Raw genomic sequence first — 16,323 nt, forward strand, 5'->3', positions numbered from 1 at the left:
CGGCCGTCCTGCAGATGGAGTACCTCCCTATGCTTGCTCAAGCCGCCACGTCGCAGCCCGCCGCTCAACCGGCGCTGGCTCTGGACGAACCCTACCTGCTGGAAATCCTCAACATTAGCAAAGGCTTTCCCGGTGTCGTGGCCCTGGACGATGTGCAACTGCGGGTGCGCCCCGGCACGGTGCTGGCGTTGATGGGCGAGAACGGCGCGGGTAAGTCGACGCTGATGAAGATCATTGCCGGCATCTACCAGCCCGACGCCGGCGAGATTCGCCTGCGTGGCAAGCCGATCACCTTTGAAACGCCGCTGGCCGCGCAAAAGGCCGGGATCGCGATGATCCACCAGGAACTCAACCTGATGCCCCATATGAGCATCGCCGAGAACATCTGGATCGGCCGCGAACAGCTCAACAGCCTGCACATGGTCAACCACCGCGAAATGCACCGTTGCACCGCCGAGTTGCTGGCGCGCCTGCGCATCAACCTCGACCCGGAAGAACAGGTCGGCAACCTGAGCATTGCCGAACGGCAGATGGTCGAGATTGCCAAGGCAGTGTCCTACGACTCCGACATCCTGATCATGGATGAACCCACCTCGGCCATTACCGACAAGGAAGTGGCCCACCTGTTTTCGATCATTGCCGACCTCAAGTCCCAGGGCAAAGGCATCGTCTACATCACCCACAAGATGAACGAAGTGTTCGCCATCGCCGATGAAGTGGCGGTGTTCCGCGACGGCCAATACATCGGCTTGCAACGGGCCGACAGCATGAACAGCGACAGCCTCATCTCGATGATGGTCGGGCGTGAATTGAGCCAGCTGTTCCCGGTGCGCGAAACGCCTATTGGCGAGCTGTTACTGTCGGTGCGCGACCTGAGCCTGGACGGCGTATTCAAGGACGTATCGTTCGACCTGCACGCCGGGGAGATCCTCGGGATCGCCGGGCTGATGGGCTCCGGGCGCACCAATGTGGCGGAAACCATTTTTGGTATCACTCCAAGTTCCAGCGGGCAAATCACCCTGGACGGCAAGGCGGTGCGCATTACCGACCCGCATATGGCCATTGAGAAAGGCTTTGCGCTGTTGACCGAGGACCGCAAGCTCAGCGGCCTGTTCCCGTGCCTGTCGGTGCTGGAGAACATGGAGATGGCGGTGTTGCCGCACTATTCGGGTAACGGTTTTATCCAGCAGAAGGCCTTGCGTGCCCTGTGTGAAGACATGTGCAAGAAGCTGCGGGTGAAAACCCCGTCCCTGGAGCAATGCATCGACACCTTGTCCGGTGGCAACCAGCAAAAGGCCTTGCTGGCGCGCTGGCTGATGACCAACCCACGCTTGCTGATCCTCGATGAGCCGACGCGTGGTATCGATGTGGGCGCCAAGGCTGAGATCTATCGCTTGATCGCCTTCCTCGCCAGCGAGGGCATGGCGGTGATCATGATTTCTTCCGAACTGCCCGAAGTGCTCGGCATGAGCGACCGGGTGATGGTAATGCACGAAGGTGAACTGATGGGCACCCTGGACCGCGCCGAGGCGACCCAGGAAAAAGTCATGCAGTTGGCTTCCGGGATGACCGCAGTCCACTGATCTACAGAATAAGAAGGTGATGGGTTATGAACGCAATAACAGACAACAAGCCGGCAACCGCACCGGTCAAGAACCGTCGACGCATGCCCACCGAGCTGAGTATCTTCCTGGTGCTGATCGGTATCGGCCTGGTGTTTGAACTGTTTGGCTGGATCGTGCGCGACCAGAGCTTTCTAATGAACTCCCAGCGTCTGGTGCTGATGATCCTGCAGGTGTCGATCATCGGCCTGCTGGCCATCGGTGTGACCCAGGTGATCATTACCACGGGCATCGATTTGTCGTCCGGCTCGGTGCTGGCCTTGTCAGCGATGATCGCCGCCAGCCTGGCGCAGACCTCCGACTTTTCCCGGGCGGTGTTTCCGTCCCTCACCGATTTGCCGGTGTGGATCCCGGTGGCGATGGGCTTGGGCGTGGGGCTTTTAGCGGGCGCGATCAACGGCAGCATTATTGCGGTCACCGGCATTCCGCCGTTTATCGCAACCCTGGGCATGATGGTCTCGGCCCGTGGCCTGGCGCGCTATTACACCGAAGGTCAGCCGGTGAGCATGCTCTCGGACTCCTACACGGCGATCGGCCATGGCGCGATGCCGGTGATTATCTTCCTGGTGGTGGCGGTGATCTTCCACATTGCCCTGCGTTACACCAAGTACGGCAAGTACACCTATGCCATCGGCGGCAACATGCAAGCGGCGCGCACTTCGGGGATCAACGTCAAGCGTCACTTGATCATCGTCTATAGCATCGCCGGTCTCCTGGCGGGCCTGGCCGGTGTGGTTGCCTCGGCACGTGCAGCGACGGGGCAAGCCGGCATGGGCATGTCCTACGAGCTGGACGCGATTGCCGCCGCAGTGATCGGCGGTACCAGCCTGGCCGGTGGAGTAGGGCGCATCACCGGCACGGTGATCGGCGCGTTGATCCTCGGGGTGATGGCCAGCGGGTTTACCTTTGTCGGGGTGGATGCGTATATCCAGGACATCATCAAGGGCCTGATCATTGTGGTGGCGGTGGTGATCGACCAATACCGCAACAAGCGCAAGCTCAAGCGCTGAGTTCCTGCCCTGTAGGAGCGAGCTTGCTCGCAAAAGCTGCAAAGATAACGCGGGCTTTCTGACTGAACGCGGTGTCCTTGAGTTCTTTGCGAGCAAGCTCGCTCCTACAGGGGATGAGGCACTTTCAACCGTTTGTCTTCTATATAGCTCCACAACACTGAATTTCTTGCTATAAACGCACTCCGATGACCATTCGCCAAGCCCGTCCTGGTGCCTTTGGGGGTTAATCGGGAAAAAATGCCTGTCTTTTCAGTTGCTGCGCCCTCAAGTCGGCCTTAGACTGCCGCCCCTCGTAAATTGAGTGCCGGGTGGCGCTTGAAATGGACGGCGCCCTTCCGAGACCTGCACAGGCCTTGCGGAACGCTCCCTTATTCGCCTTAATGCACGTATTTTTTATAGAGAAATCAATGACAAAGGAAAAGTTGCTGGCCATGCCGGCGGATGACTACATGAATGCCGAACAGCACGCTTTTTTCGAGAAGTTGCTGCAAGACATGAAGGTGGAACACCACGAGCGCATTGAGCAGAACCGTATCGCCATTGAAAGCCTGGACACCCCGGCCGACCCGGCTGACGCGGCTTCTGTCGAAGAAGAGCGCACCTGGCTGGTGAACGCCATTGACCGCGACCAGCGCATGCTGCCGCAACTTGAGCGTGCCCTGGAACGCATCAAGGAAGATTCCTTTGGCTGGTGTGACGACAGCGGCGAGCCTATCGGCCTCAAGCGCCTGCTGATCAGCCCCACCACCAAGTACTGCATCGAAGCGCAAGAGCGCCACGAGCAGATCGACAAGCACCAGCGTCAAGCTTGATCTGATGAATGGGGCGGCACTCGAGCTGGCCGTCCCCGTCTCTACATTGTTGCTGTTTATGCAATGAAGCTATTCCGCAGATAGCTTTTTCCAACTGGAATAAAACCGTAGCATGGCCAACATTGTTAGCCAGCTAACTAATGCTGCGGAGAAGCTCCATGCAAAACAAAGTCGATGTGGCCGTGATGATCGGCAGTGGCGTGCCTGAAACCCTTCGTGCCCTGGGCCAGCGCGCCTGCTGGGTGGTGTTGCTCAACGGTGAGCAACGCGGCACCGCGTTCGCCAGCCGGGACGAGGCGCAGGAATGCCAGGCTGCCTGGCAAGCGCTGTTACGCAGTGAAGAGTCAGACAGCCTGCATTGAATCAACCGTGGGGACGTTCATGCAGCAGCGCATTGAGGTCATCCACTGCGGGCGCCCACTCTGCGTCGACGTGCAATTGTTCCCTGAGGAAGTTCGCCTGCTGTTCGCTCCAGAATGGCGCGTCGATGAGTTTTACCTCATCGGGCAGGCGATGTTCGGCGGTGAAACGTTCGATGGCTTCCTGGCTGGAATCCAGGCCCAGTTGTTCGAACAGGGTTTCAAGGGTTGGGGTCGTGGTGTCCATAACGTTCTCCATGCGGGTTTATCGTCATGCATGTGAGGGCTTGGGGGACGCCAGAGTTCTATCGGATTGTCAGGAATTGAGCGCGCCGCAATCCACGGCGGCTTTCAGTGCCTTGGCCGCCTCTTTGCCAGCGACGGCTGCTGCGTCGGCGGTTTTGAACCAGCGGTCTTTTTCCACTTGGTGCGCGGTGACCTTGTTCAGCGGTGGTTTGGCTCGCATGATGATGACCGCTTGAAACTCACCGTCTACTTCTCTCGCATCGCCGTGGATAATAAATTCGCCAATATCAAATTCCGTCACGTATGGCTTTCCCTTCAAGGTAACTGCGTTGATGAAACCTGACCCGCGGGGGGCAAACTTCCATGGACAGGCCAGTATGGCAGTTGTTGAGGGGCAGTGGCGCGGTAAAGTCATCCAGGCGACGAAACGATTCCGCCGCCTGAGGCGTATAGCTTGGCTTCAAGGGACTTGGCCAGTTCGCAGGCTTTGATGTGATCGCTGCGAAACCCCTTGATCTTGCCGCTGGGCACTTCAAGAATATGAAAAAAGTTCTTTCCTGCGGGTACAACTTGGTAAAGCACTGAATTGGAGTACCCATTCAGGTTCAGCAGGCAGTAGTATTGCTGTTCGTCGGGACATGGTGAACGAGTGTGGAAAGACGTAGCGTCGTGTTGACGTCGTTGCATGCTCAGCTCCTGTCGATCGATCCGGTTAGCTTGTCTGCGATGTTTCGGGTGGTTTTCACCCTGGTTGCTGTTCTAGTATTGTCGTCGGTAGTTCGTGACTGGTTCCATGCCCAGATGTTTTTTTGTGTTGGGATGTCGGAAAACTGCATTTTTAATTGGGTTATTCTCTGAAGTCGGCAGACCCGTATTCTCGGGTCGTTGAACCTGTGATTTGCTGTATCACGGTTGACTCCGCATGAGGTCCGCCGTTGAGGTTTGTACTAGCCTTACGAGTTCTCTTCAGTTTTTTAATGACTCTGTATCGTGTCGTAACGGCCATTTTTTTGTGCTGTTCGCTTTGGCGGCCAGTGCTTTTTTGATGTGGGGGCGTTTCCTTGGCAGTCAGTAATCTGGATATGCACGCGTTATTCGTGCTGGGTGATTTGCGCGCAAAGTTGGTCAAGCAGTTTCAATCCCGGTTTGTCTACGTCACTGAACAGACGCCGGAAGGTATTTATATCGCCGAGATCGATACCGAAACGGCGCTGGTCGTGGATGACAAGCCACGTCTGGAACTCAAAGTGGGTGACCATTTTCGCGCGGCGGTGTTGCCCAGCCGTGAAGGTGGAAAGTTCGAATTGAGGTTTCGCGATATCAAGTTGACTGTGTACGGCATCGGCGACTATGCCTTTGTGTCGTCGAACGAAGGCCAGGGTATCGTGTTCAAGGAAGGCCACAGCGTGATGCTGGTATTCGCTGCCCACGATCAATTGCAAGAAGGGTTGACCAAAACCCTGAAAGCCGTGACGGGCAAAGTCGCCAAATGGCGCAAGGGTGAGCTGGTGACCTTCAAGGCCAGCGAGTAGGCGCTGAACATGTTGTGCCTCTTTGTCTTTTGGAACCTCTACTACAGTTGAGTTGACTTAACTATTCAGAGGCTTCGCGCATTTGCAGCAAAGCCGTTCGCCATGACTGCGAAAACGCGAGGTGCAAAGGCATGAAAGGATTGAAGTCACTGCTGGCGATGGGCCTGACGACCCTGAGTCTGTCATTGCCGGTATCGGCCGCCCAGGCGCCGGTGCATTTTGCCGACCTGAACTGGGAAAGCGGCAGCCTGATCACAGAAGTACTGCGTTTTATCGTCGAGAAGGGCTATGACCTGCCCACCGACACGTTGCCTGGCACCACCATCACCCTGGAAACCGCCCTGGCCAAGAATGATATCCAGGTGATCGGCGAGGAGTGGGCAGGCCGCAGCCCTGTGTGGGTCAAGGCGCAAGCCGAAGGCAAGGTGGCGGGCCTGGGCGATATCGTCAAAGGCGCTACCGAAGGCTGGTGGGTGCCGGAATACGTGGTCAAGGGTGACCCCTCCAAAGGACTCAAACCCCTGGCACCAGATTTGAAAAGCGTACAGGACCTGGCGCGCTACAAGGACGTGTTCAAAGACCCGGAGTCCCCAGGCAAGGGGCGCTTTCTCAACAGCCCCATCGGCTGGACCTCCGAGGTGGTCAACAAACAGAAGCTCAAGGCTTATGGGCTGGACGACAGCTACGTGAACTTCCGCAGCGGTTCGGGGGCGGCGCTGGATGCGGAGATTGCCTCGTCGATTCGCCGGGGCAAGCCCGTGCTGTTCTATTACTGGTCGCCGACCCCGTTGATGGGGCGCTATAAATTGATCCAGCTGGAAGAACCGCCATTTGATGCAGATGCGTGGAAGACCCTGACTGACGCAGACAACCCGAACCCGAAGCCGACACGCTCATTGGCTTCCAAGCTGAGCATTGGCGTGTCGACGCCGTTCCAGCAGGAACATCCACAGATTGCCCAGTTCTTCGAGAAGGTCGAGTTTCCCATCGAGCCGCTTAACAAAGCCTTGGCGACGATGAGCGAGCACCACACGCCGCCTCGGGAGGTGGCCCAGGCGTTTCTCAAGGAACATCCGCAGGTATGGAAGGCCTGGTTGACGGAAGATGTGGCGCAGAAGATCGAGGCGAGCCTCCAGTAACCGGCGGTCTTTGTATCGAGCGAAGATCAAGATGTGGGAGCTGGCTTGCCTGAGATGACTGAGTGTCAGACAACATATTTTTATGCTGACCCACCGCTATCGCAGGCAAGCCAGCTCCCACATTCAATTGCATTTCAAGTCAACGGTCGTTGCAGCGTTAGAACTTGGTGTGTACGGCCAGCTCAAAGGTCCTCGGTGACCCCAGATAATACGCCGGCGACACATGGGCAAACTCCGCGTACACCTCGTTAGTCAGGTTACGCACGCGCCCGGTTACCGAGGTGTTCGCATCCAGCTTATAGCGCAGGAAGGTGCCGAACAGCGTATAGGCCGGTACGGTCTGGGTATTGGCATTGTCCGCGTACACCTGGGCGACATACCGCGCATCCACCCCACCTTGCCAATCCTCGGCAAAATCGTAGGTCAGCCATAGGCTACCCACGCGCTTGGGCACGTTGGTCGGCGTATTGCCCTTACGCGACACCACCGAGCCGCTGGCGATTTTCTCGTTGAACTCATCGTACTGCGCGTCTACCCAGGCGAAGTTGCCTTCGGCCAATAGCTTCGGCGTGATGCGCAACGAGCTGGCCAGTTCGATGCCCTTGGACGACTGCGCGCCCACCGGGATGCTGTTGGTCGGGTCCAGCGGGTCGGTGACGGCAAAGTCCTTGCGTTCGATCTTGTAGGCGGCGACCGTGGCGGAGCCCCGACCTTCCAGGTAATCGAACTTGCTGCCGATTTCCCATTGCTTGCCCGTGGACACGTCGAACACTTGGGTGGTGGTATTGGGCTGTTCGACGGCGGTGCTGTATTGCACATAGACGTTGGCGGACGGGATGAACTGATAGGTCAGGCCCACCCGGCCCGTTAGCGGCTCCCAACTGCGCTTGAAGTGCCGTGGGTTGGTGGCGGTGATGGTGCTGTGGTTGGTCACGTCCAGGTCGATGGCGTCATAGCGCAGGCCGGTCAGCAGCGAGAGCTTATCCGTCAGTCCCAGACGGTTTTCCACGAACAGTGCCTTGGTGGTTACTTGGTTGGTCTTGTCCTTGACGAAACCTGGCTGGGTACCGGGAATATCATAGAAGTGCCCTGGGTCGTAGTGGTTAGGGTCCACGGTACTTTTGCCCGGCACGTTCAAGGGGCTGTTGGTGGTGCTGTTGACCTTGTACTCAAAACCACCCGACCAAGTGGTGGCAAGGCCGAACACGCTCGTGTCATGGCGCAGTTCGAACTGGTTGCCGTTCTGCTCGCCCTGATGCCGCACCTGATAGGCCGTTGAGCGGTTCACCGCGCTGTTGTCGGCGTTGTACTGGTAGGTCTCCAGGTTGCGATAGTCGCGCTGGCTGTCGAGGTGATAGAGGGTATTTTTCAGTGTGGTGCTGTCGTTGATCCGGTAGTCGATGATTGAACGTGCCCAGATCGTGCGTTGCTCATAACGGCCGTCGGCAACGTTGTAGTTATTGAAGCGGTTGTGCTTGTCGATCTTCAGTTCACCGGCCTTGGGGTTGAGCACCGGCGTACCCCAATACGGGCTGTCTTCATGTTCGTCCTGATATTCCAGGGCCAGGGTGTGGGACAGGTTGGGGGTGAGGTCGCTGAGCAGGGAAAACGCCACGCTCCAGGCATCGCGCTGGTCGCGGTCGATGTAGCTGTGGTTGGTGTTGCGGCTCACATCCAGGCGGGCGTAATGCTGCACCTCGGCACCGGGTTCGGTCAGCGCATGGTTGAGGCCGAACGCCAGACCGGCGGTGTCGTAGCTGCCATAGCTCAGTTGGCCTTCGATGGCCTGTTCCTCGCGGTTTGCCAGCTTGGTCACGTAGTTCAGCGAGCCACCCACTGAGCCTGCGCCGTTGATCAAGGAGGAGGGGCCGCCTACCAGTTCGACGCGGTCATAGATCCACGCATCCACCGGCCGCGCCAGGCCCGTGGCGACATTGATGCCGTTGAACATCTGGGTGATCTGGCTACTGGTAAACCCTCGGTACGAGACAAAACCGCCAAAACCGGGCGGGGCGCTGGCGTTGACACCGGGAAGGGTATTGGCCGCATCGCGGAAGGTCTTGGCGCCGTGGCGCTCGATATCGTTGCGGTTGGCGATGGCCACTGACGCCGGGGTTTCCCGCACGCTCAGGCCCAGGCGCGAGGCCATGCCGCTGGATTGGTCCAGGGCCAGCCCAGGCTCGGCACTTTGCTCGCCGTCAATGGTGGTCGGGGCCAACTCAAGGGCCGAGGCGCAAACAGGCAGGCAGCCGAACAGGCCCGCCAGCAGGGGTAAATGTTTCATGGTTGGAATCCTGAAAACTTGGCTCGAAAACAACGCACTGCTACCCGTACTCCTGACGGAAACGGGGCGATGCAGATCAGTAAGCGCAGGGATCAGGCAAGGGCAGGTGGCGCGCGCGGATTAGCCGCAGGCCAGGTGAAGCGGGCAGGGATGTCAGCGGCAAGCACCACCGCAGCAGGCGGTGCATGGGGTTGCGGCAGGACCGCCACATTCAGGTGGGAGTTGAGCGCCGGGCCCATGCCGCCGGTAGAACACAGCGGGCAACCAAACGCCTTCGACAGCGTTGGCAGGTTCTCGTCCGTCGAGTTGCTGGGCAGCGGCGCCTGGGTACGTGGGTCGACCGTACAGAACTGGCCGCTGATGCCGTTGAGCTGCATCCCCACCCTTTGCCCATGACCAATACTGCAGGCGAACACATTGAACAGGACGCAGCAGTAGAGCATCCAGGCAATGAGTGAACGGTCGGCACGGGCAAGTTTCATGGGGCGGCACTTTATCATCAGCGACCGACGAAATGCCTGCAAAAAAACTCAGGGCGGCTATCCTCATTCGCACATTTTTGTGGAGCGCCGACCATGAGCTTTGTGATTGCGCGGTGGATCGTCGGGGTATTTACCTTCATCAGCATGGTGCATCTGTATTGGGCTGCGGGTGGCAAGCTCGGCAGCCTGGCCGCTATCCCGCAACTGCCCGGAGAGTTTGCCAGCGGGCCCAGGCCGGCGTTCAAACCGTCGGCGCTGGGCACTTTTCTGGTGGCGATGGGGCTGGTGGCGATTGCCTTGCTTGTGTGCCTGCGCGCCGGGCTGTATTTCTCGCCGGTGTCCCATGGGGCGTTGCAGTGGGGCATCAGCGCGATTGCCGTGCTGATGTTTGCCCGAGCGATAGGGGATTCGGAGCTGGTGGGGTTCTTCAAGAAGGTCGGCGGGTCGCGGTTCGCTCGTCTGGACACCTACTTCTATTCGCCGTTGTGCCTGGTGTTGGGCGCCGGCTTGCTGGTAGTCGCCTGGACCTGAGCCTGAGCCCACAGATACCAGGCTGACACCGCGCAATCCAAAGGTGGGAGCTGGTTTGCCTGCGATGCAGGCACCTCGGTCTATCAACCAAACCGGGTCGATCCCTTCGCAGGCAAGCCAGCTCCCACCTTCAGCCGCGTTCGACAGGTAACCCCGAGCGCCACCAAGCCACGCTGGCCGCCATTTGATTCACCTCCAAGTATTTCCCAGACAAAACACACCCCCGGTTTTATAGCGCTTGACCTTCCCAGTATGGCAAGCCGGATAAAAACCTACGTGTCGGTTTGTCTTGAAAATTCCAAGGAGGGTGAACGATGTACACCAAACCAGTCAGCCTGATCACCGGGGTGTTGGCCGTAGCGTTGACGCTGGGCGGATGCTCAGACAATTCACCGCCAGCCGCGGCCGCCAAGCCCCCTGGCGTGCCGGTAGCCCAGGTGGTGGCGCGTGCGGTGACGCCGTTTGTGGAGTACACCGGTTCGTTGACCGCGATCGACCAGGTTCAATTACGCCCGCGAGTCAGTGGCTATCTGCAAAGTGTCAGCGTGCCTGAAGGGCAGTTCGTGGCCAAGGGCAGTCCATTGTTTGTGATCGATCCGCGTATGTTCCAGGCGGCAGTGAACGCAGCCAAGGCACGTCTGCGCGAGGCCGAGGCCAATGCGTTGCTGGCCCAGGCCGAGCATGGCCGTGCCGAGCAGTTATATGCCAAGAAGGTGGTGGCACGTGATCGTCTCGACACCGCCGTTGCTTCGTTGAACGCCGGCAGAGCGCAGGTGGAGGCCGCCAGGGCTGCGCTGGATACGGCCCAACTGGACCTGAGTTACACCCGCGTCACCGCACCTATCAGCGGGCGTATCGACCGCGCCCTGGTGACGGAAGGCAACTATGTCACCCGTGGGGAAACAGCGCTGACCACGATTGTTTCCATCGACCCCTTGCATGTGTATTTCGATGTGGATGAACGCACCTACCTGCATTCGTTGGCAGCGACGCGGCAACACGCCGGGGCCAAGGGCGAACAAGCCGCCAAGGTCATGGTGGCGATGCTCAACGACACCACCTATGCACGGGCCGGTCGCGTGGATTTTCTGGCCAACTCGGCTGACCGCAAGACCGGCACGGTGCGCGTGCGTGCGGTGGTGGAAAACCCGGATGGGCGCTTGACGCCGGGGCTGTTCGCCAAGGTCAAGCTGGACACCGGCGCGGCGCAACCCCGGGTGTTGATTGCCGACCATTCCATCGGCACCGACCAGGGCCGTCGCTATGTGCTGGTAGTCGGTGAGGGTGATAAAACCGAATACCGCCCGGTGGAACTGGGCCCAGTGGTCGACGGCCTGCGGGTCATCGAACAGGGGCTGCAACCGGGCGAGCGCATTGTCGTCAAAGGGCTGGTGCGCCCCGGCATGCAGGTGACACCGCTGGCCGCCAGCATCGAGGGCAAGCCGCTTGAGGCGCCGCTGGCGGTGGGGGGCGTGCAATGAGCTTCCCACGCTTTTTCATTGACCGACCGATCTTCGCCATTGTCCTCTCGGTGTTGATGATGATCGGCGGCATCGTGGCCTTCTTCCATTTGCCGTTGAGCGAATACCCGGCCGTCACGCCGCCCACGGTGCAAGTGACCGCGTCGTATCCGGGGGCCAACCCGCAGGTGATTGCCGAGACGGTGGCAGCGCCGCTGGAACAGGTGATCACCGGGGTCGAGGGCATGCTTTACATGACCTCGCAGTCGGCCACCGATGGCCGCATGATCCTGACCGCGACCTTCGCCCAGGGCACCAACGCGGACATGGCGCAGATCCAGGTGCAGAACCGTGTTTCGCGAGCTTTGCCGCGCTTGCCCGAAGAGGTGCAGCGCCTGGGCGTGGTCACGCAGAAGACCTCGCCGGACATCCTCATGGTGGTCCACCTGCTGTCCCCCGACCAACGTTATGATCCGCTCTATATCTCCAACTATGCCTACCTGCAGGTGCGCGATGAGTTGTCGCGCCTGCCGGGGATCAACGATGTGCTGGTGTGGGGCGCGGGTGAATACAGCATGCGCCTGTGGCTCGACCCGGACCTGATCGCCGCCCGAGGCTTGACCGCCGGTGATGTGATTGCTGCCGTGCGCGAGCAGAACGTGCAAGTGGCCGCCGGCTCGGTCGGCCAGGCGCCGGACTCTACTGCGGCGTTCCAAGTCACGGTTAATACCCTCGGGCGCCTGACGGACGAAGAGCAGTTCGGCGATATCATCATCCGCACCGGCGATAACGGCCAGGTCACGCGCCTGCGTGATGTGGCCCGTATCGAGATGGGCGCCGATGCCTACGCGCTGCGCAGCCTGTTGGACGGCGAGCCGGCGGTGGCCTTGCAGATCATCCAGAGCCCAGGGGCCAATGCCCTCGATGTGGCGCAGTCGGTGCGCGAGACCATGCAGCGTCTGCAAACCAACTTCCCCGAGGGGCTGGTGTCGCGGATTGCCTATGACCCCACCGTGTTTGTGCGCGCTTCGCTGGAGTCGGTGGCCATCACGCTGATGGAAGCGATCCTGCTGGTGGTGATCGTGGTGGTGGTGTTCCTGCGCAACTGGCGTGCGTCGCTGATTCCTTTGATGGCCGTGCCGGTGTCGATCATTGGCACCTTTGCGGTCATGCACCTGATGGGCTTCTCCCTCAATACCTTATCGCTGTTTGGCCTGGTGCTGTCGATTGGCATCGTGGTCGACGATGCCATCGTGGTGGTGGAGAACGTCGAGCGGCATATCGAGAACGGCGAGGAGCCGATGCAGGCTGCGCGACGGGCGATGGGCGAGGTCACCGGCCCTATCATTGCGATCACCTCGGTGCTGGCGGCCGTGTTCATTCCCACCGCGTTTCTCAGTGGCCTGCAAGGCGAGTTCTATCGGCAATTTGCGCTGACCATCGCGATTTCCACCATCCTCTCGGCGGTCAACTCGTTGACCCTCAGCCCGGCGCTGGCCGGCCTGTTGCTGCGGCAACGGGATGCGGCCTTGGTGCATGACCCGCGCAGCCTGCGTGGTCGCGCCACGCGGCTGCTTGAGGTGCTGGGCCGGCCGTTTCAGCGAGCGCCACAAGCCTATGGCAATACCGTGCGCAAGGTCGTCGGCCGTCGCGGCGTGGCGCTGTTGGCTTACGGCGGTTTGCTCGCGTTGACCTGGTTCGGCTTCAACGCGGTACCGGCCGGCTTCGTGCCGATGCAAGACAAATACTACCTGGTCGGCATCGCCCAACTGCCGAACGCGGCCTCGTTGGAGCGTACCGATGCGGTGGTGCGGCAAATGTCGAAAATCGCCCTGGATGAGCCGGGGGTCGAGAGCGTCGTGGCGTTCCCGGGGCTGTCGGTCAACGGCTTCGTCAACGTCCCGAATGCGGCGGTGATGTTTGTGATGCTTGATCCGTTCAAAGAGCGCACCTCGCCGGATATGGCGGCGGTCGCCATCGCCGGGCGTCTGCAAGCCAAGTTTGCGAGCATCCCCGACGGCTTCCTCGGCGTGTTCCCGCCGCCACCGGTGCCGGGGCTCGGGGTGACCGGGGGCTTCAAGCTGCAGGTCGAGGACCGTGGCGGCGTCGGGCTTGAGGCGCTGGTGCAGCAGACCCAGGTCCTGATGACCAAAGCCACTGAGTCAGGCCAAGTGGCCGGGCTGATGACCAGCCTGGACGTCAATGCGCCGCAACTGAATGTCGACATCGACCGCACCCAGGTCAAGAGCCAGGGCGTGCGCCTGGCGGATGTGTTCGAGTCGCTGCAGGTCTATCTGGGGTCGCTGTACGTCAATGACTTCAACCGGTTTGGCCGCACCTACAAAGTCACGGCCCAGGCCGATGCGGACCATCGCATGCAAGCCGAAGCCATCGGCCGTCTGCAGGTGCGCAATGCCGTCGGGGACATGCTGCCGTTATCAGCGTTTGTCACGGTCACGCCGAGCTCCGGGCCTGACCGGGTGATCCACTACAACGGCTATCCCTCGGCGGATATCTCTGGCGGCGCGATGCCTGGGGTCAGCTCAGGGCAGGCGGTTGCGCTCATGGAACGCCTGGCCCAGGAGGTACTGCCCGAGGGCGTGACCTATGAATGGACAGACCTGACCTACCAGCAAAAGCTCGCCGGGTCATCGGCCCTGTTTATTTTCCCGCTGTGTGTATTGCTGGCGTATCTGATCCTCGCCGCGCAGTACAACAGTTGGCTGCTGCCGTTGGCGGTGTTGCTGATCGTGCCCATGTGCCTGCTCAGCGCAATCCTCGGCGTGTGGCTGGTGGAGGGCGACAACAACGTGTTCGTGCAGATCGGGTTGGTGGTGCTGGTGGGCTTGGCGGCCAAGAACGCCATCCTGATCGTCGAGTTTGCCCGCAGCCTCGAAGCCGAAGGCGCCAGCCCATTGGAAGCGGTGATCCACGCCTGTCAATTGCGCCTGCGCCCGATCCTGATGACGTCCCTGGCGTTTATCGCCGGCGTAGTCCCGCTGGTATTTGCCAGTGGGGCAGGCGCCGAGATGCGCCATGCCATGGGGGTTGCGGTGTTTGCCGGGATGTTGGGCGTGACGCTGTTCGGTCTGTTCCTGACGCCCGTGTTCTATGTGGTGATGCGCAGCCTGGCGCTGCGCGTGCAGCGCCAGGGGGCGAGTCCGAAGGTGCAGCTAAAGGAGAGCGCATCATGAAACAGGCGTATCCAGCTTTTCTGTTGTCGTTGACCCTGCTGGCCGGTTGCGGCTCGGTTGGGCCTGATTACTCCGCGCCGGTGCTGCCTGCTGCGCAGCGGGCGACGAGCTTCGGCGCGCCCATCGCCGGGCTTGGTCCGGGTGAGGTAGAGGTGCAGTGGTGGCAAGTGTTCGACGAGCCGGCACTGAGCCAATTGATCCAACAGGCACTGGCGGCCAACCACGACATCGGCATCGCTGCCGCGCGCCTGGACGAAGCCAAGGCGTTGCTGCGCGAAAGCCGCCAAGGCTTCCTGCCCAGCGGCGGCGCTGCCCTGGGCTACGAGCACCGCCAGCGTAGCGAGGTCGAGACTCCCTTCGGCGAGCAGCGCTCTATTGAAACTACCCGCGCGGCGGTGGATGCAGCCTGGGAAATCGACTTGTTTGGCCGCGTGCGTCGCTCGGTGGAGGCGGCCCAGGCCCAGGCGGGGTCGCGTCAGGCATTGCTGCGCAGCGTGCAAGCGAGCGTCGCGGCGACGGTCGCGGCAACCTGGTTCGAGTTACAAGGGATCGAAGCCGAACAGGCGGTGGTCGCGGATATCAGTCAGAGCCAGCGCGACAGCCTGGGCCTGGTGGGGCAGATGGTCAGCGTCGGCGCCGCCACCGAATTCGACCGGCTGCGGGCCGAGGCCTTGTTGCGCAATGTCGAGGCGGTAGCGCCTGACCTGGAGCGACGTCGCGCCAAGTCAACCAACGCGCTGGCGGTGCTGCTGGGGCAAGCGCCCCAGGGGTTCAAGCCACCGCTGGCCCGGCCTGGGCGTGAAACCTTGAACCTGCGCACGTTGCAGGTGGGAGACCCGGCCGGCCTGCTGGCGCGTCGCGCCGATATTGCCGCGGCCGAACGCACGCTGGCGGCTGCGACCGCGCAGATTGGTGTGGAAACCGCTGGCTTGTATCCGGACATCCAGGTGCAGGGTTCCATCGGTTTACTGGCCGGAAGTCTCAGCGCCCTGGGCGATGCGGGCATGCAGTCGAACTTTATCGCGCCGGTGATTCGCTGGTCGTTGCTGGACACCGGGCGCGTACGAGCGCGGATTGCCGCCAGCGAGGCACGCACCCAGGCGGCATTGATCGCTTATGACCAGACCGTGTTGCGAGCCCTGCAGGAAACCGATGATGCGTTCCAGGCCAACCGTACGGCCGGCAACGCCCTGGGCTTGCGGTTGTTGGAGGCGGCCGCCAACCGTGAGGCAGCCAGCTTTGCGCGCGAGCGGTTTGCGCAAGGTGAGGGTGTGTACCTGGATGTGCTTGAGGCCGAACGCGCGGACTTCACCAGCCGCCGGGCATTGACGGCGGCGCGCACGGAACAGCGCTTGGCGGTGGTGGGGATCTATAAGGCGCTGGGTGGTGGGTGGGAGATCTGTGAGAGGGCGGGGCAGGCGTGCAAGGGGGCCACGGTGTTGCGCTAACGTGGACCTGTGGGCGCTGGCTTGCCTGCGAAGGCGGCCCGCCAGCCGACGCCTATCTACCCGACACCCCAACGATCCAACTGTGGGAGCTGGCTTGCCTGCGATAGCGGCCTGACAGTCGATACAGTTATACCGAGTACATATCCATTCCTGCGGTAACGGCCACTTAGGGTTCCGCTTTTACAGCGGCTCACTTTTGAAAAG

Annotated in this window: 15 protein-coding genes; 10 read left to right on the forward strand and 5 right to left on the reverse strand. The window is 60.7% G+C overall.

Going from position 1 to position 16,323, the window contains the following annotated elements; genetic code table 11:
• Nucleotides 1–29: 29 nt before the first annotated feature.
• The 4 genes from BOP96_RS25215 to BOP96_RS25230 all read left to right on the forward strand — a co-directional run bounded on the left by BOP96_RS25215 (nt 30) and on the right by BOP96_RS25230 (nt 3,806).
• Nucleotides 30–1,583 carry a sugar ABC transporter ATP-binding protein gene (locus BOP96_RS25215; protein WP_014718765.1) on the forward strand — a complete coding sequence of 518 codons (1,554 nt, stop codon included), beginning with the start codon at nt 30–32 and terminating at the stop codon, nt 1,581–1,583.
• A gap of 26 nt (nt 1,584–1,609) precedes the next feature.
• Entirely contained in the window at nt 1,610–2,632 is a 1,023-nt protein-coding gene (locus BOP96_RS25220) for an ABC transporter permease (protein ID WP_003191668.1), read from the forward strand.
• 407 nt (nt 2,633–3,039) lie between these two features.
• The gene (locus BOP96_RS25225) at nt 3,040–3,444 is read left to right on the forward strand and encodes a TraR/DksA family transcriptional regulator (RefSeq protein WP_003191666.1); all 405 of its coding nucleotides are present in this window, start codon (nt 3,040–3,042) and stop codon (nt 3,442–3,444) included.
• A gap of 158 nt (nt 3,445–3,602) precedes the next feature.
• The gene (locus BOP96_RS25230) at nt 3,603–3,806 is read left to right on the forward strand and encodes a hypothetical protein (protein ID WP_014718764.1); all 204 of its coding nucleotides are present in this window, start codon (nt 3,603–3,605) and stop codon (nt 3,804–3,806) included.
• 1 nt (nt 3,807) lies between these two features.
• Here the strand turns inward: BOP96_RS25230 and BOP96_RS25235 are convergent, their stop codons facing one another.
• From BOP96_RS25235 to BOP96_RS25245, 3 genes are all read right to left on the reverse strand, one after another.
• Nucleotides 3,808–4,050, reverse strand: a complete 243-nt coding sequence (locus BOP96_RS25235) for a DUF2789 domain-containing protein (RefSeq protein ID WP_014718763.1) — start codon at nt 4,048–4,050, stop codon at nt 3,808–3,810.
• Between the two features lie 69 nt (nt 4,051–4,119).
• A complete protein-coding gene (locus BOP96_RS25240) occupies nt 4,120–4,350 on the reverse strand; it encodes a hypothetical protein (protein ID WP_014718762.1) in 231 nt (76 codons plus the stop codon).
• Nucleotides 4,351–4,460: 110 nt separating this feature from the next.
• Nucleotides 4,461–4,736 carry a hypothetical protein gene (locus BOP96_RS25245; protein WP_032872432.1) on the reverse strand — a complete coding sequence of 92 codons (276 nt, stop codon included), beginning with the start codon at nt 4,734–4,736 and terminating at the stop codon, nt 4,461–4,463.
• Between the two features lie 395 nt (nt 4,737–5,131).
• On the opposite strand from BOP96_RS25245, the gene BOP96_RS25250 reads away from it, so the two are divergent.
• Both BOP96_RS25250 and BOP96_RS25255 read left to right on the forward strand, forming a co-directional pair.
• Complete coding sequence (locus BOP96_RS25250; protein WP_175563015.1) at nt 5,132–5,581, forward strand: hypothetical protein; 450 nt, start codon at nt 5,132–5,134, stop codon at nt 5,579–5,581.
• A gap of 131 nt (nt 5,582–5,712) precedes the next feature.
• A complete protein-coding gene (locus BOP96_RS25255) occupies nt 5,713–6,720 on the forward strand; it encodes an ABC transporter substrate-binding protein (protein WP_014718759.1) in 1,008 nt (335 codons plus the stop codon).
• 157 nt (nt 6,721–6,877) lie between these two features.
• On the opposite strand, the gene BOP96_RS25260 is transcribed toward BOP96_RS25255, so the two are convergent.
• Nucleotides 6,878–9,004, reverse strand: a complete 2,127-nt coding sequence (locus BOP96_RS25260) for a TonB-dependent receptor (RefSeq protein ID WP_073454312.1) — start codon at nt 9,002–9,004, stop codon at nt 6,878–6,880.
• A 92-nt stretch (nt 9,005–9,096) separates the two neighbouring features.
• Nucleotides 9,097–9,486: a DUF2946 domain-containing protein gene (locus BOP96_RS25265; protein ID WP_014718757.1), complete on the reverse strand. Its 390-nt coding sequence runs from the start codon at nt 9,484–9,486 to the stop codon at nt 9,097–9,099.
• Between the two features lie 93 nt (nt 9,487–9,579).
• Between BOP96_RS25265 and BOP96_RS25270 the strand changes: the two genes are divergently transcribed.
• The 4 genes from BOP96_RS25270 to BOP96_RS25285 all read left to right on the forward strand — a co-directional run bounded on the left by BOP96_RS25270 (nt 9,580) and on the right by BOP96_RS25285 (nt 16,119).
• On the forward strand, nt 9,580–10,017 hold the full coding sequence (locus BOP96_RS25270) for a DUF3995 domain-containing protein (protein ID WP_014718756.1): 438 nt from the start codon (nt 9,580–9,582) through the stop codon (nt 10,015–10,017).
• Nucleotides 10,018–10,331: 314 nt separating this feature from the next.
• Entirely contained in the window at nt 10,332–11,498 is a 1,167-nt protein-coding gene (locus BOP96_RS25275) for an efflux RND transporter periplasmic adaptor subunit (RefSeq protein WP_014718755.1), read from the forward strand.
• Entirely contained in the window at nt 11,495–14,671 is a 3,177-nt protein-coding gene (locus BOP96_RS25280) for an efflux RND transporter permease subunit (RefSeq protein WP_073454314.1), read from the forward strand. The genes BOP96_RS25275 and BOP96_RS25280 overlap by 4 nt, the downstream gene beginning before the upstream one ends.
• Nucleotides 14,668–16,119 carry an efflux transporter outer membrane subunit gene (locus tag BOP96_RS25285; protein WP_032901662.1) on the forward strand — a complete coding sequence of 484 codons (1,452 nt, stop codon included), beginning with the start codon at nt 14,668–14,670 and terminating at the stop codon, nt 16,117–16,119. Before BOP96_RS25280 ends, BOP96_RS25285 begins: the two co-directional genes overlap by 4 nt.
• Nucleotides 16,120–16,323: the final 204 nt, after the last annotated feature.

The sequence above is a fragment of the Pseudomonas sp. FSL W5-0203 genome (genome assembly GCF_001896155.1).
Lineage (GTDB): Bacteria > Pseudomonadota > Gammaproteobacteria > Pseudomonadales > Pseudomonadaceae > Aquipseudomonas > Aquipseudomonas paracarnis.